We start from the raw sequence: 24,556 nt of genomic DNA, 5'->3' as shown, positions 1-24,556 counted from the left end.
ACAAAGCTTGCATAAATTCATGATCAGTCATATGTGATAGAGATGAATGAAAACAAAAACATATCGACCGATTTTACTGGCCAGCTCTTGGTGGCAATGCCCGGTATGCCGGACCCGCGCTTTGAGAAAACTGTGATTTACGTTTGTTCTCACAGTGAGGAAGGGGCCATGGGGCTGGTTTTGAACCGCCTTGTGCAGTCTTTGACTTTTCCTGATTTGTTAAATCAGCTGGATATTGATAGCCACGGTATGGAAGGCCAAATCCGTGTGCATCTTGGTGGCCCGGTGGATGAAGAACGCGGCTTTGTCTTGCATAGCCCTGATTATATCAAGGATTCGACTGTTGTGGTCGGGGCGCGTTATGCCTTAACCGCAACTGTGGATATTTTGCGCGATATGGCGGTTGGGATTGGCCCCGATAAAACCATGCTGGCGCTGGGGTATGCTGGATGGGGACCGGGGCAGCTTGATCAGGAAATTTTGGACAATGGCTGGCTCACTGTTCCGGCAGAAGAAAGTATCGTTTTTGATGATATTCTTGATACCAAATGGGAACGCGCCTTGGGCCAGCTGGGCATTGACCCACGCTTGTTGTTAGATGAAGCCGGGCATGCGTAAATCAGTTTTGTACTTGTTTTAGCAGTTTAATCGCATCGGGAAAGCCGCTTTCTGCTGCGCTTTTCAGCCAGAATAAAGCCCTTTGTTCATCGGCTTCGACCCCAATTCCCTGAAGATAGGCAAGGCCAAGGATATAGCGCGCTTTTGGATAGCCGGTTTTGGCCGCTTGTTTGATATAGCGAATGCCAATGGTCGGGTTTGCTGCCACGCCGATCCCTTCAATATACATTTCCCCCATACGTAACATGGCATATTGATCACCGGCCTTGGCGGCCTTGTTGAACCAGCCGCGTGCAAGATTGATGTTTTTCTTTCCGGTTTTGCCTTCCAGATGAATATTGCCCAAGACCACCATGGCCGGGGTGTGGTCTTGACGCGCAGACTTGTGGAAATAGGTCAGGGCCGTATCCATATTTTTTTCAACGCCTAGCCCCTTCATATACATGGTGGCGATCCAGTAATCGGCAACGGGATTGCCGTGGCGGGCATATTGGTGAAATTCGGCCAAGGCAGCTTGGTAATTTCCGGCCTGCACAGCGCGAATGGCCTCTTCCATCGTTGCCTGGGCAGGGGTGGATAAACAGATGAGGAATAAGAAAAAAATCAAATGCATAGACTGAACCTCTTGCACAAACCATACATCCCCGCCAATATTATTTGAAAGTAAAATATCAACCGTCATCCTCGTGCGTGACACGAGGGTCCAGCTGGATTCCCAATCAAGTTGGGAATGACGACAGGATTATAGGAATGAAAATGGGCTTTAAAAAAGCAGTTTTGACAAGTGCGTTTGCCGTATGTTTGGCCTTTAATGCAACAGCGGCAGAAAAGAAACATGCAGTCTCCATGCATGAAGATATCAAATATCCTGCCGGATTTACCCATTTTGATTACACCAATCCTGAGGCCCCGAAGGGGGGGACGATCCGTTTGGCAGCCCTTGGTTCCACCTTTGATACGTTTAATCCTTTTACCCTGAAAGGGATATCGGCAACCGGGGCGGGCTTGGCGTATGAGACATTGACCGTCCAGTCTCAGGATGAGCCTTTTACCGCCTATGGCCTGTTGGCTGAAACAATTGAAATGCCCGATGATCGTTCCTGGGTCGCTTTCCATTTGCGCAAGGAGGCTAAATGGCAGGATGGCAAACCTGTTGTGGCGGACGATGTGGTGTTTAGCTTTAACACCCTGATGGAAAAAGGTCATCCGCGCTATCGCTTTTATTACGGTGATGTTGCCAAGGTGGAAGCTTTGAGTGCACGGTCAGTCAAATTTACTTTTAAAAATGATGAAAACCGTGAGCTTGCCCTGATCATGGGGCAGTTGCCGATTTTACCAAAACATTATTGGCAGGATAAGGATTTCACCAAGACCACATTAGAGGCGCCGCTGGGCAGTGGCCCTTATCGGGTGAAATCTTATGAGTCCGGGCGCAATGTGGTTTATGAACGGGTCAAAGACTATTGGGGCAACGCCCTGGCGGTGAATGCCGGGCAGAATAATTTTGATGAAATCCGTTTTGATTATTACCGTGATGCCACTGTGGCGGTCGAAGCATTTAAAGGCGGGGCCTTTGATTATCGCTATGAAAATGTCGCAAAAAACTGGGCGACGGCTTACGATATTCCCGAAGTTAAAAATGGTTTGATTAACAAACACCGCATTGACCATCAGGTGGGGACCGGCATGCAGGGGTTTGTGTTTAATATTCGTCGTGACAAGTTTAAAGACCCCTTGGTCCGTCAGGCATTGGCTTATGCCTTTGATTTTGATTGGGCCAATAAAAACCTGTTTCATAATGAATATACCCGCACCAACAGCTATTTTTCCAATTCCGAACTGGCCTCAACGGGTTTGCCTGAGGGGCGGGAGCTGGAAATTCTGGAAAAATTCCGTGGCCGTATTCCTGATGAAGCCTTTACCCAGACCTATCAGGCACCCAAGACAGATGGGTCCGGTAAAATTCGTGGCAATTTAAAACAAGCCGTCATGCTGCTGAAACAAGCGGGTTATGTGATTAAAAATAAAAAGATGGTGCATGCCAAAACCGGGCAAAATCTGGATTTTGAAATCATCATTAATGCGTCACCTGTATGGGAACGCATTGTTTTACCTTTTAAGAAAAACCTGTCACGTCTCGGCGTTGATGTTAGTGTGCGCATTATTGACAGTTCCCAATATAAGCAGCGTACCGACACCTTTGATTATGACATGATTGTTGATGTGTTTGGACAAAGCCAATCACCGGGTAATGAGCAGCTGAATTACTGGAGTTCAACTTCTGCGGATCGCCAAGGCAGTCGCAATTCCATCGGTATCAGTAATGATGTGGTTGATGAGTTGACCCAGATGGTGGTCAATGCGCCGAGCCGTGATGAATTGGTGGTGCGTACGCGTGCGCTAGACCGGGTTTTGCTGTGGAACCATTATGTGATTCCGAACTGGCATTTAAAGGTGGCTCGTATTGTTGCCTGGGACCGATTCGGTATGCCGGAAACCTATCCGAAATATAGTCCAGGCTATACGGCATGGAGTTATTGGTGGCTTGATGCTGAAAAAGATCAAAATTTACAGCAAAAACGATCACAATAGGGATATTGACCCAGAATTGTCACATGACTTTGCCCAAAAACCGCATAAACTGTTACAGTCTTGTGACAGGGGATTGAAAAAGGCAAACGTTTATGGTCGTGGAAACCAGATATTATCACTTAGGGGATGAACATAGTGCGCAGGAGTGGGGCAGCATTGTCGCCACCCTTGCCCAAGGTCGCAAAATCGGGGAGCGTGTGGTTGAACAGACCTATCTGGATACGTTTGATTGGGCCATTTGTCGAAGTGGCATGACCCTTGTTGCTGAAAAGGCAGAAGAGGGGATCATTCGGGTGATGCAGGATGGTAAAAGGGGGAAGTTCCCTGATACCTTGCCCGTTGACAACACCCCTGTCTGGCCTGCTGATCTGCCGGAAAGCAAATTGGGAAAGAAGCTGGCAAAGCTTGTCGGCTTGCGCAGTTTCATAGAGCTGACGCAGGTAAAATCTGAACAGATCATTGTTGCGGTGGAAGATAAAAAGGGGCGTGAACGGGTCCGTTTGATTGTTGAGGTCAATTTCCAACGCCCTGCCCCGCGTCGTAAAATGATTGAACTGGGCTGTCGTTTGCGCATTGAATGTTTAGCTGGTTATGAAAAAGATTTTGCCAAGACGCTGCCCCGTTTCGCCGGGTTGAAGGCAACCTCACAAGGTGACTATTTTACCACCTTGATGACACATGTGGGAAAGACGCCGAAGGATTATTCCAGTAAGCTTGACATTATGCTTACTCGTGAGATGCGTAGTGATGAGGCTTTAAAAACCATTTTGCTGAACCAGCTGGATAAAATCGAAGTCAATATTGAGGGGACGATCAAGGATATTGATACGGAATTTCTGCATGATCTTCGTGTTGCGGTGCGTCGTTCACGCAGTGCCTTAAGCCGGATGAAGGGAGTGTTGCCGATAACGGTGCAGGAGCGTTTTGCCCGTGAATTACAATGGATTGGTTCCATCACAACACCTGTGCGCGATCTGGATGTCTATATGATGGATTTTCCCACATATCGGGCGCAACTTTCTGCGGAACAACAGGTTAACCTTCAGCCCCTTTATGATTTTTTATGTGCCCAGCATAAGGTTGCCCGTGTGCAATTGATCACAGATTTACAGAGTAAACGGTTCACCGACTTCCTAAGCCGCTGGCGTACCTATCTGGAAAAACCCTTGGCCCAACGCCCAACAGCCCCAATTGCCGGGTTGGATGTCGGCGCTGTGGCTGATAAACGGATTTGGAAAACATATCGTCGTGTCATTACTGAGGGCAAGGCGATTACGGTTTCTTCCCCGGCAGAAGCGCTGCATGATTTGCGTAAAACCTGTAAGAAACTGCGTTATCTGTTGGAATTTTTTGCGTCGCTCTATCCCCCTCAAGAGATCGGCTCTTTGGTGAAGGAATTAAAAGGGCTGCAGCAAAACCTTGGGGATTTTCAGGATTTGGATGTACAAGCTGAAACCTTGTATGAATATTCTTCCCAGATGATGAAAACCGGTGAAAACCGCCCGCAGGTTTATATGGCTATGGGGGTGCTGGTTGAAGGCTTTATGAAGCGCAAAGGGGTGGTGCGTGAAGAATTTTATGAACGGTTCGCTGATTTTTCATCCCCGCTGATTGAAAAGGAATTTCGTAAATTGGTTGGATATGAGAAGAAAAAGAAAATCTCTCTTGTCGTGGCGCAAAGCGGAAATCAGTGATTCAGGCCCTAAGCCGGGAAATGTTGTTTGAGGGCTTTTTCAATTTGCCTGATGACAGCGCGCCATTCGCCAAATTTATGTTGGCGAAACAGGCGTACGGTGTCGTACCAATATGAGTCTGTGCGCTCATCCATCCACCGCCAGTCAGCACTTTTATCCAGCATGATCCAGACGGGTTTGCCCATAGCGGCAGCCAGATGGGCCACGGCTGTATCAATAGTGATAATCAGGTCAAGCTGATCAATCAGTTTGGCTGTATCGGCAAAACAGGCAAGGCCCCCTGTGTAATCAAAAATATTGTCTTGTTCCGGCAAAGGGGTTTTGGGAGCCAGTTGCAGGGAAATCCAGTCAAATTTTTTCTCTTCCAACAAAGAGGTGAGATCACTTGTGTTCAGCGAGCGAATATGGTCGCGCAGATGTTGGTTGGAACCTTCCCAAACCAGACCGATTTTAGGTTTGCCATCATGGGGGAAATGATAAGGGGAATGGTGAGGTACCGGGATATACCCACGACGATGAGGGATATTGTGTGAGCTTAAATCCAGATAGATTGCCAAATCAATCAGATAGGACTGAAAATCAAAGCCGGATGTGTCCGTGATTTTGCTACAGATAGTGATGTTGGGGTAGCTGTGTTGCATCAATTCCACAAGGGCCTTGCGACAGACAAAGGTGATTTCGGCTCCTTTGTTTTGAATGTCGATCAAAAAGCGGGAGAATTGAATGACATCGCCGTAGCCCTGTTCACAAAAAACCAGAAGCTTTTTACCTGACAGGTTTTGGCCTTTCCAGAAAGGGATGTTGGCCTCTGGTTTGGTTGCGGAAATTTTATTTTCTGTATATCGGGCGCGATATTTGCGAAACCCTTTGGCAAGATTGCCTTGTTTGAGCAGGCAATGGGCTTCACCCAGATCAACCGATGGAATGGTGAGGCCACAGCTTTTGGCAATTTTCAGGAAATGGATGGCTTTATCATAGTCAGACAGCTCATAAAAACATACATGCAAATAGAGGTAAATCTGTGCGTTATTGGGACTGAGGGACAAGGCACGCAAAAAAGATTGAACGGCTTGATCCGGTCGGCCCATATCGCGTTCAATGCGCCCTTTCATCACCCAAAGGTCCAGCCAGTTTTGAACAAGGAACAGGGCTTTGTTGCACGCCTTTAGGGCGGAAATATAATTTCTGCCCCGATAAAATACCATACAGAGATCAGACCAAAATCCCGGATCGTCATTATCCACGCCCTGTAAGCGGATCAGGTGGGGCTTGGTTTTGCCAATATCTCCGCTTGAAGCCCAAAGCATGCAGAGAAAGGCAATGGCAAAATCATTGGCCGGATGGTCTTTGAGAAGGTCGGCTGCGATGTCAAAGGCCGTTTGATTGTCCTTTTGACCATAGGCAAGGCGGGCTTTTGCGAGCAAAATATCGCTTTCGTCTTCTGGCATAATCGTAAGCAGTTTTGCTGCATCATCCCATTTGTGATGGCGCATGCATGAAAGCGCATATTCCAGAGCTTCGCCCTGTGTCAGTGTTTTTTTTATCACAGTCTTCTGTTCCACCATGTGATATCTTTGACACCATCATAACAAAAAGAGCCCCTGCATTGACAGGGACTCTTTTAAAAAAGATGACTGTAAATCAACCTATTGGTTGTTTTTAGCCGTCGGCTTCCATTTTTGCAATGGCTTCAGCTTGGGCAACAACTTGTTTGGCAGTGACCACATGCAGGTTTTCAATCAGCTTGCCATCGACAACCACAACGCCTTTGCCTTCGCTTTCCGCTTCTGCGTGCGCTGCGATGATTTTCTTGGACCATTCCACTTCTTTCTCGGATGGGCCAAAGATTTCATTGGCTTTACCCACTGTTTTGGGGTGGATCAGGGTCTTGCCGTCAAAACCAAGTTCAAAGCCCTGCTGACAATGTTCTGCAAAACCTTCGTCATCAGACAGGTCCAGATAAACACCATCAAGAATAGCGATATTGGCGGCACGTGCGGCCAGAATACAAACGTTTAAGGACATCATGAACGGCAGGCGCATCATGGTGTGGGCGCAACGCAGTTCTTTCGCCAAATCAGATGTACCCATGACAAAACCGCCCATACGGTCTGTGGAGTCAGCAATTTCTTCTGCGTGCAACATGCCGCGCGGTGTTTCCATCATACACCAGATTTTCATGTCAGCTGGCGCACCGGATGCATCCATGATGGCTTCAACCTGGCGAACCGTATCTGCGCTTTCCACTTTCGGCAGCAGAATCGCATCGGCACCGGATGTAGATGCAGCCACAATATCGTCATAGCCCCAAGGCGTATTCAAGCCGTTTGTACGGATCAGGATTTCACGCATGCCATAGCCGCCTTCTTTCACCGCGCTTACGATTTGTTCGCGGGCAACTTCTTTGGCATCCGGGGCAACGGCATCTTCAAGATCGAGGATCAAACCGTCAGCGGGAAGGGTGCGGCCCTTTTCCAGTGCGCGGGCGTTGGAACCCGGCATATAAAGGACACTACGACGAGGACGTGCTGTGGCAGCCATGGGACAATTTCCTTTTAAATAATGTTTTCACTTATTTCGCGATTGCGAAGAAATATAAACAAAAGTTTCTCATTGGCAAGCCCGCATGATGGGGTATAAGTGCTCTTCCACATGTTTGTGAGTGTAAGCCCATGAGTATTCTGTCAATTCAATCATCTGTGGCCGTTGGTCATGTGGGAAATTCCGCCGCTGTTTTTCCTATGCAGCGTTTGGGTTTTCAGGTTTGGCAGGTCCCCAGCGTCCTTTTATCCAACCATCCCGGCTACGATTCTCATCAAGGCGCACCTGTCCCCATTGAAACCATGCGTGCCATGGTCGATGGCATTGATGAACTTGACCATTTTGTCCATTGTGATGCGGTGCTGTCTGGCTATTTGGGCAGTGTGGAAAGCGGTCAGTTCGTGGTGGAAACCATCAAACGGGTGAAAGAAAATAACCCCAACAGCCTTTATTTCTGTGATCCGGTGGTGGGTGATGTGGCGCGTCAACTGTATGTCCCCAATGAGGCCGCCGCATTTGTGCGTGATGAACTGGTGCCTTTGGCCGATATTTTGGTGCCCAATAATTTCGAGCTGGAATATCTCACCGGGCGTAAACAAGAAACATTGGAAGATACCTTACTGGCTGCCGACATGTTGCGCGCGCGGGGACCGAAGATTATTTTGGTAACTTCGGTTAAGGGGCGCAAAGGCCATCAGGCAACCTTGTCCAATGTGTTGGTGACTGATCAAGGGGCATGGCGGGTAACCGTGCCGCAATTGGCCTTGCGTGCCAAAGGAACAGGGGATGTGTTTGCGGCCCTTTTCTTGGCCCATCGCTTGCGTGGTGAACAGCCCCATACGGCTTTGGAATTGTCTACCTCCACCTTGTTTGGCTTAATCGATGATACGGTGCGCCATGACAGTGACGAGTTGCGCCTGATTGAGGCCCAAGCCGAATATCTCAATCCCAGCTTCCATTTTGACGCCGTGCGGGTGGGATAAACTATAGTATGATGTCGTCCTCGCGAACGCGGGGACCTTAATAACGATAAGAGGGAGATCCCCGCCTTCGCGAGGATGACGAATAGAATGGGGAAAGTAACTCTGGTCCTTGGCGGTGCACGTTCTGGTAAATCAGCCTATGCAGAAAAACTGATTGAAGAACAAGGCGGTGGGCTTTATCTCGCGACCTCGCGCGTGTGGGATGCGGAAATGGCGGAACGGGTGCAAACCCATCAGGCTCGCCGAAATGAGCTGTGGACCACCATTGAAGAACCGGTTCACATCCATGATTTGGTTGAAAAAACAGATAAACCCATGTTGGTGGATTGCTTGACTTTATGGCTGACCAATATCATGGATGAAGAGGCCGATATCACCTTGGAAACACAAAAATTGTGCGCAGCATTAAGTGCAGCAAAATGTGATGTGGTTGTGGTGTCGAACGAGGTGGGGTTGGGCATTGTGCCTGATAATGCCTTGGCGCGAAAATTTCGCGATCACGCCGGGCGGCTTAATCAAGCAGTAGCGCAAGTGGCTGATCGTGTGCTATTTATCGCCGCAGGTCTCCCCCTAACCTTGAAAGAATAGATCATGAAAATTCCTGCAACTGTCATTACCGGCTTCTTAGGGGCCGGCAAAACCACCCTGATCCGCCACATGTTGGAAAATGCCGGGGGCAAACGCATTGCCTTGGTGATTAATGAATTCGGTGATCTGGGTGTTGATCGTGAAATGGTCAAAGGCTGCGGGATTGAAGCGTGCGAAGGCGAAAATGGCGAAGATAATGTCATTGAACTGGCAAATGGTTGTATTTGCTGCACGGTGGCTGATGAATTCTTGCCGACCATGGAAGCTTTGTTGGAACGCGATACACCGCCGGATCACATTGTCATTGAAACATCTGGTCTTGCCCTGCCCAAACCTTTGGTGAAAGCCTTTAACTGGCCGGAAATCAAAACACGGGTAACAGTGGATGGTGTGGTCACGGTGATTGATACCCATGCGGTGGAACTGGGCCGTTTTGCCGATGATGAAGCGACCATCCAAAAGGTACGCGAAAGTGATGAAAACCTTGATCACGACAACCCGCTGGAAGAATTGTTTGAAGATCAGCTCCATTGCGCAGACATGGTTTTGATGAATAAATCAGATTTGGTGGCAGAAGAAAAACTGGCAGAAATTCAGGCCGATTTGGCCGCACGTGTGCGTGATCATGTGAAATTTATCAAGACTGATCATGGTCAGGTTGATCCGGCAATCCTATTGGGCCTTGATGCGGCGGCTGAAGATGATCTGGCTGGTCGTAAATCCCATCATGAACATCACCATGATGATCATGACCATGATCACGAAGATGACCATCATCATGACCATAGTCATGATGAATTTGAAAGCTTCTCCCTCACCTTGGGACCCATTGCAGACCCGGCGGCACTGGAGAACAAGCTTCTGGAAGTGGTGGATGCCCACGATATTTTGCGCATCAAAGGCTTTGTCAATATTCCGGGTAAACCCATGCGCCATGTGGTGCAAGGGGTCGGCCCGCGTTTCCAACGCTATTTTGATCGCCCTTGGGCCTCAGAAGAGGAACGTTCCAGCCAGTTGGTAATTATTGGCAAACACGGTTTGGACCGTGCAGCCATTGAGAAAGCGCTGGCGGCTTAAAAACAAAAGAGCCTTTCCAATATAGTCTGGAAAGGCTCTTTTTTTATTCATTGTCACCCTCGCGAATGCGGGGGGCTTTTTCAGGCGGATAAAGATCCCCGATCAAGTCGGGGATGACTTATGTGTTCCTTACTCGCCCGGTACACCCATGGATGTGGAATATTCAAAGTGCAGTTGCTCATCCGGGTGGGCATAAGCGTGGGCTGCACGCGCGGCCATGGCCGCTTCGGAGAATCCACACAGGATCAGCTTGAGCTTGTTCTCATAAGTGATGATGTCACCAACACCGAAGATACCTTCTTCTGAGGTTTGCATGGTGGTCGGGTTGACGCTGAGGTGTTTTTTCTCAAGCTCCAGTCCCCATTCCGCAATGGGGCCGAGGTTTTGGGACAGGCCGTAGAATGGCAGCAGGATATCGGCTTCCAGATCGCGGGTGTTGCCGTCAAAATCTTTCACTACAACGGCGCTGATCTGATCACCTTCACCCTTGAGCCCTTCCAACTGATAAGGAACGACCAGTTCGATTTTGCCGTCTTTATCCAGCTGTTGCATCTGGGAGACTGATTCAGGGGCCGCGCGGAACTTGGCACGGCGGTGAACCACCTGAACGGATTTTGCCACATCTGACAAGGACAGTGCCCAATCCACCGCACTATCGCCGCCACCGGCGATGACAACACGCTTGTCGCGGAAATCTTCACGTTTGCGCACCATGTAGAAAACAGACGTGCCTTCATATTGCATCAAGCCTTCCAGTGGTGGGCGGTTCGGGCCAAAGGCACCGACACCTGCAGCAATGATCACGGCCTTGGCATTGATCTTGGTGCCCTTGTTGGTTTCCAGACCAAAGGACCCATCGTCCTGTTTTTCCAGTTTGGTCACTTGTTGGGACAGGTGATAGACAGGTTCAAACGGGGCAGCTTGTTCTTCCAGCTTGGCAATCAAATCGCCACCCGTGATGGACGGATGGGCCGGAATATCATAAATCGGTTTTTCAGGATAAAGAGCCGTACATTGCCCGCCAATCATATCGAGTGCATCAATGACGTGGCATTTCATTTTCAACATGCCGCATTCAAAAACGGAAAAAAGTCCGGTTGGGCCTGCGCCAATAACGGCAACGTCGGTTTTTTGTGTTTCACTCATTCTCTTTAACCTTTAAGCATTCGGTAAACCATTGTGCATAAAATGCGATGAAAAAGCTGTCCAAGTCTAGTATTAAGTTACCATGATTATAGAAATCCAAGACCAGTCCCAGACCGAAGCCCTTGCTCATAAGCTCGCATACATGGCTATGCCCGGTGATGTGATTGCCTTACACGGGAATCTGGGGGTGGGGAAATCCGTTTTTGCCCGCGCCTTCATCCGCGCCTTGACTTCTGTTGATGAAGAAGTACCCAGCCCGACCTTTACCCTTGTACAAATTTATGAGGCTGAGGTGGCAGAACTCTATCATTTTGATATGTATCGCCTTGATAGCCCGGATGATTGTCTGGAACTGGGGGTGGAAGAAGCCTTTATGGACGGGGTGTCCTTGGTGGAATGGCCGGATAAGATTGGCAATTATCTGCCTTGGGATTGTCTGAATATTGAATTGAGCCACATTGAGGGTAATGAAAATGCCCGCGCCTTTCAAATTTTATCGGCCGGGCGTTGGGAAGATCGGGTGAAGGAGCTGTCCCTGTGAGTGATCGTTTAACGTTACGAGAAGAATTCCTGAAAGCCCATGGCTGGGGCGGGGTGGATTATCCGCTGTTGGCTGGGGATGCATCATTTCGCAAATATTACCGTCTGATCCGGGGGGACAAGCGCGTGGTCTCGATGGATGCGCCACCGCCGCAAGAAGATGTCCGCCCCTTTATCCAGATTGCAGAATTTCTGTTGAGCCACGGCTTTAGTGCACCGCAAATCTATGCTCAAGATGTGGAAAACGGTTTCTTGCTGATTGAGGATTTGGGCGATGACACTTATACCCGCTTGCTGCATCAAGGCAGTGATGAAAAAGCCCTTTATGAGCTGGCGACTGATGTGTTGATCGAGCTGCATAAGACAGCGACCGATCTGCATAAGACAGCGACCGATCTGCCTGATAACTTGCCTGCTTATGATGAAGCATTGCTTAATCGGGAATGTTTGCTTCTGCCGGAATGGTGGATGAAAGCGGCCTTTGATGATACGTATGTTACAGAAGAGATGACCCAAAGCTATCTGGCGGCTTGGAAAGCTGCTTTTGATTATGTGCAAAAACAAGCAAATGTCTTAGTCTTGCGCGATTACCATGTAGACAACCTGCTGGTTTTGGACGGGCGCGAGGATTGGAAAGCCTGTGGCTTATTAGATTTCCAGGACGCGGTGGCCGGGTCTGCCCTTTATGATGTGATGAGCCTGTTGGAAGATGCCCGCCGTGATATTGATGAGGCCTTGATTGAAGAGATGAAACAGCGCTATCTCTCGGCTTTTCCTGACATGAGCCGGGAAGAATTTGATGCGGTCTTTGCCATTTTGGGCGCACAACGCCATGCCAAGGTCATCGGTATTTTTGCCCGTTTGTGTATGCGCGATGGCAAGCCGATTTATCTTAAACATATCCCGCGGGTCTGGCGTTTGTTTGAACGATCCTTGCAGCACCCTATGTTGTCAGAGGTTAAAGATTGGGTTGAAACTCATATTGCGAAAGAGAAAAGAGGAATTCCACCATGTCTGATGTCATAACTTCCGGCATGGTCCTAGCCGCAGGTCTGGGCACACGTATGCGCCCTTTGACCCTGACAACCCCGAAACCCCTGATCCCGGTGGCCGGGCGCACCATGGCGGACCGGGCCTTGGATCGTTTAAAAGAAGCCGGGGTAACGCAAGCTGTGCTCAATATCAGCTATCTTGGTGAACAGATTGAAGCGCATTTTGCCACGCGCACAGATTTGGATATCCAGCTTTCCAAAGAAGACGAGCCGCTGGAAACAGGTGGGGGCGTGCATAAAGCCCTGCCCATGTTGAGTGGGGATGCTTTTTTTGTCATGAATGGGGATGCGGTGTTGGTGAATGGCGAGCAACCGACCTTGCAACGATTGGCAGATCAGTGGGGTGCAGATTTGGATGTTTTGTTGTTGCTGCTCCCTATTGAAAAAGCCACAGGTTATGAAGGCTATGGCGATTTCACATTGAATGAAGAAAAGGTACCAGCCTTTCGCGGGGAAGCTCCATCCGCCCCTTATGTCTTTAGCGGTACACAGATTTTATCGCGCCGGGTGTTTGATGGGCGCAAGACAGGGAAATGGTCTTTGCGTGAAGTCTATCAGGACGCCATTGTGCAGGGACGTGCCCAAGCGATTGTCCATGATGGGGACTGGCTGCATGTGGGCACACCGGAAGGTCTTGAGGTAGCGGAACGTTATTTTGCAGAATGTGATTGATCATATTGCTGCTTGTGCACATCAGCGCAGGCGGTTTGGTTATTTGGTCCTGTTGGGGCTTTGTGTTGTAGGGGCATTGCCGCCCTTTCACATCTGGCCTTTGGCTTTTGTTGGGCTGTCCGGCCTTTTCTTGTTTCTGGATCAGGACTTGAACCCCAAGCAAACTTTTCTAACCGGATGGTTCTTTGGAATCGGTTTTTTTGGCGGCGGGCTTTATTGGTTAACCAATGCCTTTTTTGTTCATGCCGATAAACATGGCTGGCTGGTCCCTGTGGCCGTTCCAGCCTTAGCAGCCGGGGTCGGCTTGTTCATCGGGTTGACAGCGTTACTGGCGAAAATGTTATGGCGGGGGCAGGGGAATTCCTCCCAGGTTTATGGTCGTTTGATCCTGTTTGCATTGGCCTGGGCGATTCTGGAATGGGTGCGTGGCTGGATTTTTACAGGCTTTCCATGGAACCTGATGGGAACCATTTGGGGATTTAGTGATGAACTGATCCAGCCTGCGGCTTACCTTGGGGCCTATGGTTTGAGTTTTGTGACTGTCTTGGCCTGTGTTTTGCCCGCAGCTATTTTTTATATAGCTCGGGAAAAAAGGATTTTTGCCTTTTGTGCTGTGCTGGTGATCCCCGCTTGTATGTGGAGTGTTGGGTATCAACGTTTGGCAGATGCAGAGGTGAAAACCCATGATGGCGTTTTGTTACGTCTGGTCCAGCCTAATATTTCTCAGGCAGAAAAATGGCAAAAAGATCTAAAGGTTCGTAATTTCCAAAAACATCTGGACCTCAGTGTGGCCCCATCTACAACAGGGATTCGCCCCAGTCATATTATTTGGCCGGAAACAGCGGTGACTTTTCCGTTAAATCGAGATGTGAATGTGAGGCGTGCTGTCGGGTCCGTTGCCCCAACTGGGGGGAGTGTGATTACCGGTGCGCCGCGTATGAGCCCACGGGGCCAAAAACCATTTCAGGTGTGGAATTCATTAATGGCGGTGAATGAGGTCGGGCAGATTATGGCCAGCTATGACAAGTTTCATCTGGTGCCTTTTGGGGAATATGTCCCGTTTCGAAATTTTCTCCCCATACAGAAGATCACAGCGGGCAGTGTTGATTTTTCAGCAGGGCCAGCAGTACAGACTATAAAAGTGCCTGGATTGCCCCCATTCAGTCCCTTGATTTGTTATGAAGTAATCTTTCCAGGTGAAGTTGCTGGTAAAGAAATCTATCCTGAGTGGTTGTTGAATGTGACAAATGACGGGTGGTATGGAAATAGTCCAGGCCCCTATCAACACTTAATAAGTGCACGGATGAGAGCGCTGGAAGAAGGGATTCCTTTGGTGCGCAGCGCCAATACAGGCATATCGGTTGTGACTGATGGTTATGGACGCATTCGTGATCAATTGGCCTATGGAATTGAGGGTTTCATTGATGTTGCGCTACCCAAAGCATTGAGTGTTCCTCCATTTGCAGCAGGGCGACAGGATATATTGTTTGGCCTTATATCAATATTATCCCTTTTGCTTGGACATGCGATCTTGTTTTCTTATCGGAAAAGATAATGTTCTACTGCGAGTTATTTTTTAAGTTTTTCTTGGTCCTTTAGTTGTGTTTCAGTATTGAAATTTGCTATAGTCCCGCGCGTGATTTTGCCCAATATGAGATCAGGCAAATGCTCGGAAGGGAATAGAAAAATGGATAATATTGCAAAGCTCCAAGGTTTGCCAAAAAAGAAGCCGGGTGAAGCAAACCCTATAGATATTCACGTTGGTTCACGGTTGCGCCAGCGTCGGACCTTACTTGGTATGAGTCAGGGAAAGCTCGGTGACACGGTTGGACTCACTTTCCAACAAATTCAAAAATATGAACGCGGTGCCAATAGAATCGGTGCGAGTCGTTTATATGATTTAAGTCGCGTTTTGGATGTATCAATTGCTTATTTTTTCGAAGATATGCCACTGGATATTAGCGAAAACCGATACAAAAGTGTAAATGAACAACTTTCAAGCGATGTCAGCGCCTTTGAGGTCGATGATTTAACCCGTCGTGAAACACTGGAACTGGTGCGTAATTACTACAAGGTGACAAACCCGGTGGTGCGCCGCCGTCTGTTTGAACTGGCAAAAGTACTGGCTGATGAAAGCCCGGAAGGCTAAGCCTGCCTTTTTGGGGCTTGACCGTTGTTATTTTTCTGATAGAAGAAAGCTTATTTTCTGCGGATAACCGTACGAAACATGGGGGGATTTGGATCGCTTGCGCACCCATGGGAAAAAATGTCGCTAAGTGGGCTTTATACATAGTGCCCTTGGTCCATTGGTTTAACTCTTTGATCGAAAGGCGCTGTAAATGGCTCTCGACAAATATCTCTTTACGTCTGAATCTGTCTCAGAAGGTCACCCGGATAAGGTTGCTGACCGTATTTCCGATTCTATCATTGATGCATTCCTTGAACTTGATCCGGTTTCACGCGTTGCGGTTGAAACGATGGTGACAACAAACTTTGTTGCCTTAGCTGGTGAAGTTCGCGGTCCTGATGAAATGAACCATGATCGCTTCAAGGAAATTGCTCGCGAAGCCATCAAGGATATCGGGTATGAGCAACGTGGTTTTCACTGGAAAGATTGTGAAATCACCTCTCAAATCCACTCCCAATCGGCAGACATTGCCCAAGGTGTAGATGAAGGCACAGGAACAGACACCGAAGAGGGTGCTGGTGATCAGGGGATTATGTTTGGTTATGCGACCAATGAAACACCGGAACTGATGCCAGCTCCGATCATGTATTCCCACCAAATCCTACGCCGTATGGCCGAAGACCGCCATTCCGGTAAAGTGAAAGGCTTTGGCCCGGACAGCAAGTCTCAGGTTACACTAGCATACGAAGGTGGCAAGCCGGTACGTGCGACTTCTCTGGTTGTTTCCACACAGCATGATGAAAGCTTGTCTTTGGGGGAAGTGCGTGAGCTGGTTTTACCGTATTTTGAAGAAGTTCTGCCGGAAGGCTGGTTGCCCTCTGACGATGAAATCTACGTCAACCCGACAGGGCGTTTTGTTATCGGTGGTCCTGATGGTGATGCGGGCCTGACAGGTCGTAAGATCATCGTGGATACATACGGTGGTGCAGCCCCACACGGTGGTGGTGCATTCTCTGGTAAAGACCCGACCAAGGTGGACCGTTCTGCGGCTTATGCAGCGCGTTATCTGGCGAAAAATATCGTGGCTGCTGGCCTGTCTGACAAATGTACGATCCAGCTGTCTTATGCCATCGGTATCTCCAAGCCGCTGTCTGTTTATGTGGATACAGCAGGCACAAACCATGTGGATGAAGAAAAAATTGCCAAGATTGCTTCTGAAATCATGGATCTGTCACCGCGCGGTATTCGTGAGCATCTGCAGCTCAATCGTCCGATCTACAAAGAAACATCTGCTTATGGTCACTTCGGTCGTACACCGACGGAACAAGGTCATTTCTCTTGGGAGAAAACAGACCTTGTTGACGAACTGAAACGCCAGTTCTAAGTAGAAAAAAAGTTGAGATTACCTGTAAACACAGGTATCCATGAGCCCCTGCGGATTGTCGCAGGGGCTTACTTTTTTGGGTAAAATGATTATGTCAAAACCGGAACTTTATACCACCCGTTTAAAGACGTTTGGGCGTCGTCACGGTCATACGTTGCGCGCCAGCCATCAGGCTTTGGTCGATAATCTTTTGCCTCAGTTACGCTTGTGCCCCCCGGAAAATGGGGCGATGATTGATGTCGGTACGCTGTTTAAAAAAGAGGTCAAGCAGGTCTGGTTTGAAGTCGGTTTTGGTGGTGGGGAACATGCCGCTGCCCAGGTGGAAAATAATCCGGATATCGGCATGATTGCCTGTGAGCCCTTTATCAATGGGGTGGCAAGCTTGCTGTCCCATGTGGAACAACGTGGTCTGACGGACAGAATCCGGGTTTTGGATGATGATGCGCGTTCCTTGCTTGATGTTATGCCCGATAACAGTCTGGATCGTTTGTTTCTTCTTTTCCCGGACCCATGGCGCAAAAAACGCCATGCCAAGCGCCGTTTTATTGGGGACGAAAATTTAGAACTGGTTTCGCGTGTGTTGAAAAGCGGTGCGGAATTCAGGGTCGGCAGTGATCATATGCCTTATATCGACTGGACATTGGAGCATATGACGCGTCATCTGGATTTTGAATGGGTGTGTGAAGGGGCGCAAGACTGGCGGGTGCGCCCGGATGACTGGCCACCAACACGCTATGAACAAAAGGCGTTGAAGCAGGGCAAGGCATGCGTTTACCTTCGCTTTAGAAGGAAGTAAAAACTCGTCATATTACGTGTGTTTTCTGTTATACTGTTCCAAAGTAAAAACATAGAAAGCACGAGAATGCGTCGGTTTTATGGAGTGGTTATCCTTCTGATTTTCTTTGGGGTCTGTAGCGCAGGCTTCCAGAGTGCCCAGTCTGCAGAGCCTGTGAAAGTACGTGTTCTGGCATATCCGTTCCCCCCTTTTTTCAATGAAGACCTGAAAAGCGGGATTACTCCCGAAATTGTCAGCCTGTTGAATGCTGCGCAGGTTGAGTTCCATTTTGAAATTCATCCGGTTGCCCCGCAGGCGCGTTACCATAATATTATGTTTGGCCGTCAGGATCTGATCCTGTTTGAAATGCCGCAATGGGAGTGGCAGGACAAACAAGAATATGTGACATTCTCAAAGCTCTTGATGAAGGGTGGGGAAGTTTATATTGCCAAGCGCCGTGAAGGGCGTGGACAATCCTATTTTGACCATGTGAAAGACAGGCACCTTGGTGTCTATGATGGCTACCATTATGCCTTTGCCAATTACATTTCCGATAAGGCTTGGCTGGAAAAGCATTTTAAAATCAGTTTTGCCAGCAGGCATCGCACGATTTTGGAATGGGTTAGATATTCCAAAGTTGAGGTTGGGGTCGTGACGCTTTCTTTTTTAAAAGGTTTTTTTAATCGTTACCCCGAAGAAATCTCCCCTTATCTGGTATCGCAGAAGTTTGCCCAGATTTATCGTCTTAAGGCTTTGGCTCGCAACAATGGGCCGATTACAATTGGGCGTTTTGAAGAGTTGTTGGGCCGTATTAAGCATCAGGATGAATTCAGGGCCTTGCTTGAAAAATACGGTATTCTAAGGCAGTGGGCCTTTTGACTTCTTTTTACTTGCATTTGTAGCAAATCAGCGTATAAAGGGGCCACTCAATACATAGCCACTTTAGTGGATTTGATTGAAGTGGGCCCTTTGGTCCGCTTTTTTTGTTCATGGGTCCAAGGGATTCGAAAGTTAAAGGAAAGGGAACGCTGTTATGTCTTCTGCGATGAAACGTATCGAAGAAATTATTACGCCGACCCTGACGGATTTGGGGTATGCGGTTGTGCGCCTGCAGATGCAGGGCGATCGCCATCCGACATTGCAGATCATGGCTGAACGTCTGGACCGCAAGGTGATGGATGTGGAAGATTGTGCTGCAATCAGCCGGGCTATTTCGCCGCTTTTGGATGTGGATGACCCGATTGAGGAAGCCTACTCTTTGGAAGTGAGTTCTCCAGGTGTAGATCGTCCGCTGGTGCGGGCAGAAGATTTTGAACGTTTTGCCGGGTTTGAGGCTAAGGTTGAAATGGCCTATCTCATGGACGGACGTAAACGTTTCACAGGTCGCCTTGTGGGGCTTGTGGATGGAAATGTGCAAATTCTCGTGGACGGTGTGGCTCAAGATCTTCCGTTTGAAGATATTGTCAAAGCCAAATTGGTCCTCACCGATGACCTGCTTGCAGCAGCGTCGAAAGAACAAGGATTGTAAGGAAAGATGGAACAATCTAGCGGAATGCCTCGCCCGGAATTGCTGGCCGTAGCCGATGCGGTCGCACGTGATAAAGGGATTGAACGCGATCAGGTTTTTGAAGCCATGGAACAAGCCATTCAAAAGGCAGGTCGTTCCAAATATGGTCAGGAACACGATATTCGTGCCCATATTGACCGCAAAACAGGCGAGATCAAACTGGCACGTTATATCGAAGTCGTCGAAGAGATCGAAGACGAACATATGCAGATGACTGTTGATCAGGCCCGTGGTCGCAAAGCTGATGCCGTGCTGGGTGAGTTTCTGGTTGATCCGCTTCCGCCGATTGATTTTGGTCGTATTGCTGCACAAACGGCAAAACAGGTTATCGTTCAAAAAGTCCGCGATGCTGAACGTGATCGCCAGTATGACGAATATAAAGATCGCGTGGGCGAAGTCGTCAACGGTTTGGTCAAACGTGTAGAATTCGGCAATGTAGTTGTCGATCTGGGCCGTACCGAAGCCCTGTTGCGCCGTGACGAATGTATTCCGCGCGAACATGTGAAAAACGGTGATCGTATCCGTGCTTACATCTTTGATGTGCGTCGTGAAAACCGGGGGCCGCAAATCTTCTTGTCGCGTTCTCACCCGCAATTTATGGCGAAATTGTTCACACAGGAAGTACCGGAAATTTACGACGGTATTATTGAAATTAAATCCACAGCCCGTGATGCCGGTTCTCGTGCAAAAATTGCGGTTCAGTCTTCTGACGGGTCTATTGATCCGGTTGGGGCATGTGTTGGTATGCGTGGTTCACGCGTTCAGGCCGTTGTCTCTGAACTGCAAGGCGAGAAAATCGACATTATTCAATGGTCTGCTGATCCGGCAACTTTCATCGTAAACGCGTTAGCCCCGGCTGAAGTGGCAAAAGTCGTTCTGGATGAAGAAACAAACCGTATCGAAGTTGTGGTTCCTGATGATCAGCTGTCTTTGGCAATTGGTCGTCGTGGTCAGAATGTGCGTTTGGCCTCTCAACTGACAAGCTGGGATATTGATATCCTGACCGAAGCAGAAGAGTCTGAGCGTCGCCAGGAAGAGTTCAAGGCCCGTTCCAACCAGTTCATCGAAGCATTGGATGTGGATGATGTGATTGCGCACCTGTTGGTAACAGAAGGCTTCTCTACCATCGAAGAAGTCGCTTATGTTCCGCGTGCGGAGCTGGCTGAGATCGAAGGCTTTGATATGGATGTGGCCGAAGAGCTGCGTGCCCGTGCATTGAACTATCTTGAAGAACAAGACAAGGTTCTGGACGAAAAGCGTAAAGAACTGGGTGTAAGTGACGAATTATCCGCTGTTGAAGGTCTAAGCGCAGCCATGGTTGTGGCCTTGGGTGAAAATGGTGTGAAGACACTGGACGATCTGGCTGACCTGGCTGGTGACGAGCTGCGTGAATTCGTTGGTGAACGGAACCTGGGTGAAACGGCTGCTAATGATATTATCATGGCGGCACGTGCACATTGGTTCGAAGATGAAAACGCGTAAACAGGACTGTCCTGAACGCCGCTGCATTGTAACCGGATCGGTTTTACCGAAGGAAAAATTGATCCGGTGTGTGGTTTCTCCAGACGGTCTGGTCGTTCCGGATGTGGATGGAAAGCTGCCGGGACGCGGTTTATGGTTGTCTGCGGCGCGGGATGTGGTAAACACAGCGTGCGCAAAAAACGCATTTTCGCGTGCTGCGCGCCAAAAGGTCAAACCGATGGACGGTTTGGCGGATCGAATTGAAGCCTTGCTGGTGCAACGTTGCCTTTCTCTGATTGGCATGATGAAACGCAGCGGTGGGGTGATTTACGGGTTTGAAAAAACCCGAGGCTGGCTCAAAGACGGTAAATGTATCGTTGTGTTGGCAGCACGTGATGGTGCTGACGATGGGCGGGCAAAGATTAAGGCCCTGAGTGGCGACCTGCCTTTGATCGAACTGTTCGATTCAGAGGAACTGGGCGGCGCAGTGGGGCGGGACCATTTGGTCCATATGGGATTTGCGCCGGGTCAGATGGCCAAGCGCTTCCAAGTGGAAGCTTTGCGTTTGCAAGGATTTCGCGAGAAGACGAATGTAATGGAATGAGGCATCTTCTTGTAAAAGAGGATGCGATTGTTAAGAAAGACAGGCACAGCTCGATATGACAGATAAAAAAGGCGACGACGGCAAAAAGCTCAGCCTCAATAAACCTGGCAAACTTGAACTGAAAAAGACAGTGGACGCAGGTCAAGTCAAGCAAAGCTTCTCCCATGGGCGCAGCAAGTCTGTGGCTGTCGAGGTGCGCAAGAAACGAACATTCGTTCAAGGCCAAAGTGGTCGCATGTCAGAAGTGCGCGGTGGTGAAAAAGCTGCGGCTGAACAGGCCCCTGTGCAACAAGAAGCTGCCCCTCAGGTGGAAGCCGGTGATCAGCATCTGACCAACGATGAGATGGCAAAGCGTGCGCAAGTTCTGCAAAACGCCAAGAAGGCGGAAGAAGAAGCGGCACGCGAAGCCCAGAAAGATGCCGAAGCGCGTGCCAAACGCGAAAAGGCGGATGCGGAACGCCGTGCCAAGGAAAAGGCTGACGAAGAGCGTCGTGCCAAGGCAGAAGCAAAAGCCAAGGCTGAAAAAGAAGCCGCTGAAAAGAAAAAAGTTCAAGAAGATGCACGTCGTCAGGCTGAGAAAGCTCAGATGGCTGCGCAACGTGCTGAGAAATCTTCTTCTGCACCGGCTGCGAAAAAGCCTGAAGCCAAGCCTGCACCCAAGCCGAAGAAGAAAGAGGTCAAGAAACAGGATAACAACAAGCGTGACGATCGTCGTCGCGGCAAGGGTAAGTTGTCTGTTGCGAATTTCGGTGAAGAACAGCGCCAACGTTCATTGGCTTCTGTAAAACGTGCGCGTCAAAAACAGAAACGCCAGGAAGGCGGTGGTCAGTCAGACCAGAACAAACAAAAACGTGAAGTCACATTGCCAGATCACATTACGGTTCAGGAACTGGCCAACCGTATGTCAGAAAAAGCTGCTGTGGTTGTTAAAACCCTGATGCAGATGGGCACCATGGTAACCATCAACCAAACCATTGATGCCGATACAGCGCAAATTGTTGTGGAAGAACTGGGCCACGTGGTGAAACGTGTGTCTGATGCGGATGTCGAGGTGGATCTGACTGGTCCGGATGATGATGATGCAGACATGATCCCGCGTGCACCGATCGTAACGGTTATGGGTCACGTTGACCATGGTAAAACATCCCTGCTTGATGCGCTTCGTGAAACAGACGTGGTGGATAAAGAAGCCGGTGGTATCACCCAGCATATCGGTGCCTATCAGGTAACCATGGCCTCTGGTGCGAAGATTTCGTTTGTGGATACACCGGGTCACGAAGCCTTTACCGCCATGCGTGCGCGTGGTGCGGAACTGACAGATATTGTTATTCTGGTGGTGGCTGCCGATGACGGTGTGATGCCGCAAACCATTGAAGCGATCCGTCACGCCAAGGCTGCGGAAGTGCCGATTATTGTGGCGATCAACAAAATTGATAAGCCGGGTGCAGACCCAACGCGTGTGCGTACAGAATTGCTGCAACATGAAATTCAGGTTGAAAGCATGGGCGGTGACGTGATGGACGTAGAAGTTTCTGCGAAACAGCGTCTCAACCTTGAAAACCTTGAAGAAACGATCTTGCTGCAAGCCGAAGTTCTTGAACTGAAAGCCAACCCGAATCGCGCTGCTGAAGGCGTGGTTGTGGAAGCCAAGCAAGAACGTGGCCGTGGTAACATCGCAACCGTGATGGTACAGCGCGGGACATTGAATATCGGTGATATCTTCGTTGTCGGTTCTGAATGGGGTCGTGTTCGTGCCTTGGTGAACGATCACGGTCATCACGTGAAATCTTCTGGTCCGGCAACTCCGGTTGAGGTTCTTGGTCTGCAAGGCACACCGGCTGCGGGTGATCAGCTGATCGTGGTTGAATCTGAAGCCAAGGCCCGTGAAGTTTCTGAATATCGTACCAACAAGGATAAGGCTGCGAAAGCTGCTGCCTCTGGTCGCGGTACGTTGGAAGAATTGTTCAGCCAAATCGCCGCTGGTGAAGTGAAAGAGCTTCCCGTTCTGATTAAAGGTGACGTACAAGGGTCGATCGAAGCCCTGCAAGGCACATTCGACAAACTGGGCCGTGACGATGTGAAGGTGAAAGTCCTGCACGGGGCGGTCGGTGCTATTAACGAATCTGATATCACATTGGCGCGTGCCTCTAATGCACTGATCATCGGCTTTAACGTTCGTGCCAACCCACAAGCGCGTGAACTGGCCAAACGTGACGGCGTGGATATTCGTTATTATTCCATCATCTATGATGCGGCTGATGACGTGAAACGCATGATGTCCGGTCTGCTTGATCCGGTTTATCAAGAGAAGTTCATTGGTTACGCTGAAATTCGTGAAACCTTTAACATCTCCAAAATCGGTACGATTGCAGGTTGTATGGTAACAGAAGGTGTCGTGAAACGTGGTGCCAAGGTTCGCTTGCTGCGTGACAACGTTGTTGTCCATGACGGTCAGCTCGGTCAGCTTAAGCGTTTCAAAGATGACGTTAAAGAAGTTAAATCCGGTTTTGAATGCGGTATGTCTTTTGAAAACTACAATGATCTCAAAGTGGGCGATATGATCGAATGCTTTGAGATGGAACAAATCGAACAAGAGATTTAAATAACTTAGGTGTCGTCCTCGCGCAAGGCGGGGACCTCTTTCCTTTTTTGATGGAGATCCCTGCGTTTTGCGAGGATGACGATAAGGATTCAAAAATGACCAGACGTTCCGGTAAAGCACCAACCCAGCGTCAGTTGCGCGTGGGTGAAGAAATTCGTCATGCCTTGGCAGAAATTATCGCACGGGCTGATTTTCGTGATCCCGATTTGATTGATGCTTCTATTTCTGTTTCAGAAGTCCGTGTTAGCCCTGATTTACGCAACGCAACAGTGTTTGTTTCTGATCTTGGTGGCGGCAATACGGATGCGGTTGTGGCTGGTCTTAATCGGGCCAGCGGTCATATCCGTCGTGAATATTCCCGTGTATCCACGACAAAATATATTCCAAAGTTTAAATTCAAACGTGATGATGCTTTGGATGAGGCATTGAAGATCAACAAGCTTCTTCAAGACCCAAAAGTTCAGGCGGACTTGCATCACGAAGATGAAGACGAATAAATAGAAAGAACGTCGTCCTCGCGTCTGTGGGGACC

General features: G+C 49.0%; 23 protein-coding genes. 19 read left to right on the top strand and 4 right to left on the bottom strand.

The features are described from left to right. Positions 1 to 42: 42 nt before the first annotated feature. Positions 43 to 618 (top strand): YqgE/AlgH family protein, encoded by a 576-nt coding sequence (locus E4K71_RS14555; RefSeq protein ID WP_135080837.1) that lies wholly within the window; start codon positions 43 to 45, stop codon positions 616 to 618. A gap of 1 nt (position 619) precedes the next feature. On the opposite strand, the gene E4K71_RS14550 is transcribed toward E4K71_RS14555, so the two are convergent. After that, positions 620 to 1,231 (bottom strand): tetratricopeptide repeat protein, encoded by a 612-nt coding sequence (locus E4K71_RS14550; RefSeq protein WP_167730600.1) that lies wholly within the window; start codon positions 1,229 to 1,231, stop codon positions 620 to 622. 143 nt (positions 1,232 to 1,374) lie between these two features. Here E4K71_RS14550 and E4K71_RS14545 point away from each other — a divergent pair, with 143 nt between their 5' ends. Both E4K71_RS14545 and E4K71_RS14540 read left to right on the top strand, forming a co-directional pair. Further along, entirely contained in the window at positions 1,375 to 3,210 is a 1,836-nt protein-coding gene (locus E4K71_RS14545) for an extracellular solute-binding protein (protein ID WP_167730598.1), read from the top strand. Positions 3,211 to 3,302: 92 nt separating this feature from the next. Next, positions 3,303 to 4,904: a CHAD domain-containing protein gene (locus E4K71_RS14540; RefSeq protein ID WP_135080827.1), complete on the top strand. Its 1,602-nt coding sequence runs from the start codon at positions 3,303 to 3,305 to the stop codon at positions 4,902 to 4,904. 8 nt (positions 4,905 to 4,912) lie between these two features. Here E4K71_RS14540 and E4K71_RS14535 read toward each other — a convergent pair whose 3' ends face one another. After that, positions 4,913 to 6,469 carry a tetratricopeptide repeat-containing glycosyltransferase family protein gene (locus E4K71_RS14535; RefSeq protein WP_135080825.1) on the bottom strand — a complete coding sequence of 519 codons (1,557 nt, stop codon included), beginning with the start codon at positions 6,467 to 6,469 and terminating at the stop codon, positions 4,913 to 4,915. Positions 6,470 to 6,563: 94 nt separating this feature from the next. After that, entirely contained in the window at positions 6,564 to 7,445 is an 882-nt protein-coding gene (locus E4K71_RS14530) for a CoA ester lyase (RefSeq protein ID WP_135080823.1), read from the bottom strand. Between the two features lie 131 nt (positions 7,446 to 7,576). Here E4K71_RS14530 and pdxY point away from each other — a divergent pair, with 131 nt between their 5' ends. From pdxY to cobW, 3 genes are all read left to right on the top strand, one after another. Further along, positions 7,577 to 8,428 (top strand): pyridoxal kinase PdxY, encoded by an 852-nt coding sequence (gene pdxY / locus E4K71_RS14525; RefSeq protein WP_135080821.1) that lies wholly within the window; start codon positions 7,577 to 7,579, stop codon positions 8,426 to 8,428. A gap of 87 nt (positions 8,429 to 8,515) precedes the next feature. After that, on the top strand, positions 8,516 to 9,016 hold the full coding sequence (gene cobU / locus E4K71_RS14520) for a bifunctional adenosylcobinamide kinase/adenosylcobinamide-phosphate guanylyltransferase (protein ID WP_206201914.1): 501 nt from the start codon (positions 8,516 to 8,518) through the stop codon (positions 9,014 to 9,016). Between the two features lie 3 nt (positions 9,017 to 9,019). Then, positions 9,020 to 10,093, top strand: a complete 1,074-nt coding sequence (gene cobW / locus E4K71_RS14515) for a cobalamin biosynthesis protein CobW (RefSeq protein ID WP_135080817.1) — start codon at positions 9,020 to 9,022, stop codon at positions 10,091 to 10,093. A gap of 129 nt (positions 10,094 to 10,222) precedes the next feature. Here the strand turns inward: cobW and E4K71_RS14510 are convergent, their stop codons facing one another. Further along, complete coding sequence (locus tag E4K71_RS14510) at positions 10,223 to 11,239, bottom strand: NAD(P)/FAD-dependent oxidoreductase (RefSeq protein ID WP_135080815.1); 1,017 nt, start codon at positions 11,237 to 11,239, stop codon at positions 10,223 to 10,225. A gap of 82 nt (positions 11,240 to 11,321) precedes the next feature. Between E4K71_RS14510 and tsaE the strand changes: the two genes are divergently transcribed. The 13 genes from tsaE to rbfA all read left to right on the top strand — a co-directional run bounded on the left by tsaE (position 11,322) and on the right by rbfA (position 24,521). Continuing rightward, positions 11,322 to 11,780, top strand: a complete 459-nt coding sequence (tsaE, locus tag E4K71_RS14505) for a tRNA (adenosine(37)-N6)-threonylcarbamoyltransferase complex ATPase subunit type 1 TsaE (protein ID WP_135080813.1) — start codon at positions 11,322 to 11,324, stop codon at positions 11,778 to 11,780. Continuing rightward, positions 11,777 to 12,805, top strand: a complete 1,029-nt coding sequence (locus E4K71_RS14500; RefSeq protein WP_135080811.1) for a phosphotransferase — start codon at positions 11,777 to 11,779, stop codon at positions 12,803 to 12,805. The genes tsaE and E4K71_RS14500 overlap by 4 nt, the downstream gene beginning before the upstream one ends. Next, complete coding sequence (locus E4K71_RS14495) at positions 12,790 to 13,503, top strand: nucleotidyltransferase family protein (RefSeq protein ID WP_135080809.1); 714 nt, start codon at positions 12,790 to 12,792, stop codon at positions 13,501 to 13,503. Before E4K71_RS14500 ends, E4K71_RS14495 begins: the two co-directional genes overlap by 16 nt. Beyond that, a complete protein-coding gene (gene lnt / locus E4K71_RS14490; protein WP_240796920.1) occupies positions 13,496 to 15,058 on the top strand; it encodes an apolipoprotein N-acyltransferase in 1,563 nt (520 codons plus the stop codon). The genes E4K71_RS14495 and lnt overlap by 8 nt, the downstream gene beginning before the upstream one ends. 132 nt (positions 15,059 to 15,190) lie before the next feature. Then, a complete protein-coding gene (locus E4K71_RS14485) occupies positions 15,191 to 15,652 on the top strand; it encodes a helix-turn-helix transcriptional regulator (protein ID WP_135080805.1) in 462 nt (153 codons plus the stop codon). 190 nt (positions 15,653 to 15,842) lie between these two features. Beyond that, complete coding sequence (gene metK / locus E4K71_RS14480; protein WP_135080803.1) at positions 15,843 to 17,015, top strand: methionine adenosyltransferase; 1,173 nt, start codon at positions 15,843 to 15,845, stop codon at positions 17,013 to 17,015. Between the two features lie 91 nt (positions 17,016 to 17,106). After that, positions 17,107 to 17,811, top strand: a complete 705-nt coding sequence (locus E4K71_RS14475) for a tRNA (guanine(46)-N(7))-methyltransferase TrmB (protein ID WP_135080801.1) — start codon at positions 17,107 to 17,109, stop codon at positions 17,809 to 17,811. Positions 17,812 to 17,877: 66 nt separating this feature from the next. Continuing rightward, positions 17,878 to 18,669 (top strand): hypothetical protein, encoded by a 792-nt coding sequence (locus tag E4K71_RS14470; protein ID WP_135080799.1) that lies wholly within the window; start codon positions 17,878 to 17,880, stop codon positions 18,667 to 18,669. Positions 18,670 to 18,823: 154 nt separating this feature from the next. Then, a complete protein-coding gene (gene rimP / locus E4K71_RS14465; RefSeq protein ID WP_240796820.1) occupies positions 18,824 to 19,318 on the top strand; it encodes a ribosome maturation factor RimP in 495 nt (164 codons plus the stop codon). A gap of 6 nt (positions 19,319 to 19,324) precedes the next feature. Beyond that, a complete protein-coding gene (gene nusA, locus E4K71_RS14460) occupies positions 19,325 to 20,839 on the top strand; it encodes a transcription termination factor NusA (protein WP_135080797.1) in 1,515 nt (504 codons plus the stop codon). Next, entirely contained in the window at positions 20,826 to 21,422 is a 597-nt protein-coding gene (locus E4K71_RS14455; RefSeq protein ID WP_135080795.1) for an RNA-binding protein, read from the top strand. The genes nusA and E4K71_RS14455 overlap by 14 nt, the downstream gene beginning before the upstream one ends. Positions 21,423 to 21,477: 55 nt before the next feature. Then, entirely contained in the window at positions 21,478 to 24,024 is a 2,547-nt protein-coding gene (infB, locus tag E4K71_RS14450) for a translation initiation factor IF-2 (RefSeq protein ID WP_135080793.1), read from the top strand. A 95-nt stretch (positions 24,025 to 24,119) separates the two neighbouring features. Continuing rightward, positions 24,120 to 24,521, top strand: a complete 402-nt coding sequence (gene rbfA / locus E4K71_RS14445) for a 30S ribosome-binding factor RbfA (RefSeq protein ID WP_135080791.1) — start codon at positions 24,120 to 24,122, stop codon at positions 24,519 to 24,521. The last annotated feature ends 35 nt before the right edge of the window (positions 24,522 to 24,556 follow it).

Source organism: Terasakiella sp. SH-1 (genome assembly GCF_004564135.1).
Classification (GTDB): Bacteria; Pseudomonadota; Alphaproteobacteria; order Rhodospirillales; family Terasakiellaceae; genus Terasakiella.
Note: the sequence above shows the minus strand (reverse complement) of the source record. Positions and strands in the feature narration are given on the sequence as shown.

What these genes read in the sequence shown, in the direction of transcription:
- E4K71_RS14470 (WP_135080799.1), top strand. Translation starts at nt 17,878, where the DNA reads ATGCGTCGGTTTTATGGAGTGGTTATCCTTCTGATTTTCTTTGGGGTC.
- cobW (WP_135080817.1), top strand. Translation starts at nt 9,020, where the DNA reads ATGAAAATTCCTGCAACTGTCATTACCGGCTTCTTAGGGGCCGGCAAA.
- pdxY (WP_135080821.1), top strand. Translation starts at nt 7,577, where the DNA reads ATGAGTATTCTGTCAATTCAATCATCTGTGGCCGTTGGTCATGTGGGA.
- E4K71_RS14455 (WP_135080795.1), top strand. Translation starts at nt 20,826, where the DNA reads ATGAAAACGCGTAAACAGGACTGTCCTGAACGCCGCTGCATTGTAACC.
- E4K71_RS14495 (WP_135080809.1), top strand. Translation starts at nt 12,790, where the DNA reads ATGTCTGATGTCATAACTTCCGGCATGGTCCTAGCCGCAGGTCTGGGC.
- E4K71_RS14485 (WP_135080805.1), top strand. Translation starts at nt 15,191, where the DNA reads ATGGATAATATTGCAAAGCTCCAAGGTTTGCCAAAAAAGAAGCCGGGT.
- nusA (WP_135080797.1), top strand. Translation starts at nt 19,325, where the DNA reads ATGGAACAATCTAGCGGAATGCCTCGCCCGGAATTGCTGGCCGTAGCC.
- E4K71_RS14530 (WP_135080823.1), bottom strand. Translation starts at nt 7,445, where the DNA reads ATGGCTGCCACAGCACGTCCTCGTCGTAGTGTCCTTTATATGCCGGGT.
- E4K71_RS14540 (WP_135080827.1), top strand. Translation starts at nt 3,303, where the DNA reads ATGGTCGTGGAAACCAGATATTATCACTTAGGGGATGAACATAGTGCG.
- E4K71_RS14550 (WP_167730600.1), bottom strand. Translation starts at nt 1,231, where the DNA reads ATGCATTTGATTTTTTTCTTATTCCTCATCTGTTTATCCACCCCTGCC.
- cobU (WP_206201914.1), top strand. Translation starts at nt 8,516, where the DNA reads ATGGGGAAAGTAACTCTGGTCCTTGGCGGTGCACGTTCTGGTAAATCA.
- rbfA (WP_135080791.1), top strand. Translation starts at nt 24,120, where the DNA reads ATGACCAGACGTTCCGGTAAAGCACCAACCCAGCGTCAGTTGCGCGTG.
- E4K71_RS14545 (WP_167730598.1), top strand. Translation starts at nt 1,375, where the DNA reads ATGGGCTTTAAAAAAGCAGTTTTGACAAGTGCGTTTGCCGTATGTTTG.
- tsaE (WP_135080813.1), top strand. Translation starts at nt 11,322, where the DNA reads ATGATTATAGAAATCCAAGACCAGTCCCAGACCGAAGCCCTTGCTCAT.
- E4K71_RS14555 (WP_135080837.1), top strand. Translation starts at nt 43, where the DNA reads ATGAATGAAAACAAAAACATATCGACCGATTTTACTGGCCAGCTCTTG.
- infB (WP_135080793.1), top strand. Translation starts at nt 21,478, where the DNA reads ATGACAGATAAAAAAGGCGACGACGGCAAAAAGCTCAGCCTCAATAAA.
- metK (WP_135080803.1), top strand. Translation starts at nt 15,843, where the DNA reads ATGGCTCTCGACAAATATCTCTTTACGTCTGAATCTGTCTCAGAAGGT.
- rimP (WP_240796820.1), top strand. Translation starts at nt 18,824, where the DNA reads ATGTCTTCTGCGATGAAACGTATCGAAGAAATTATTACGCCGACCCTG.
- E4K71_RS14475 (WP_135080801.1), top strand. Translation starts at nt 17,107, where the DNA reads ATGTCAAAACCGGAACTTTATACCACCCGTTTAAAGACGTTTGGGCGT.
- E4K71_RS14535 (WP_135080825.1), bottom strand. Translation starts at nt 6,469, where the DNA reads ATGGTGGAACAGAAGACTGTGATAAAAAAAACACTGACACAGGGCGAA.
- E4K71_RS14510 (WP_135080815.1), bottom strand. Translation starts at nt 11,239, where the DNA reads ATGAGTGAAACACAAAAAACCGACGTTGCCGTTATTGGCGCAGGCCCA.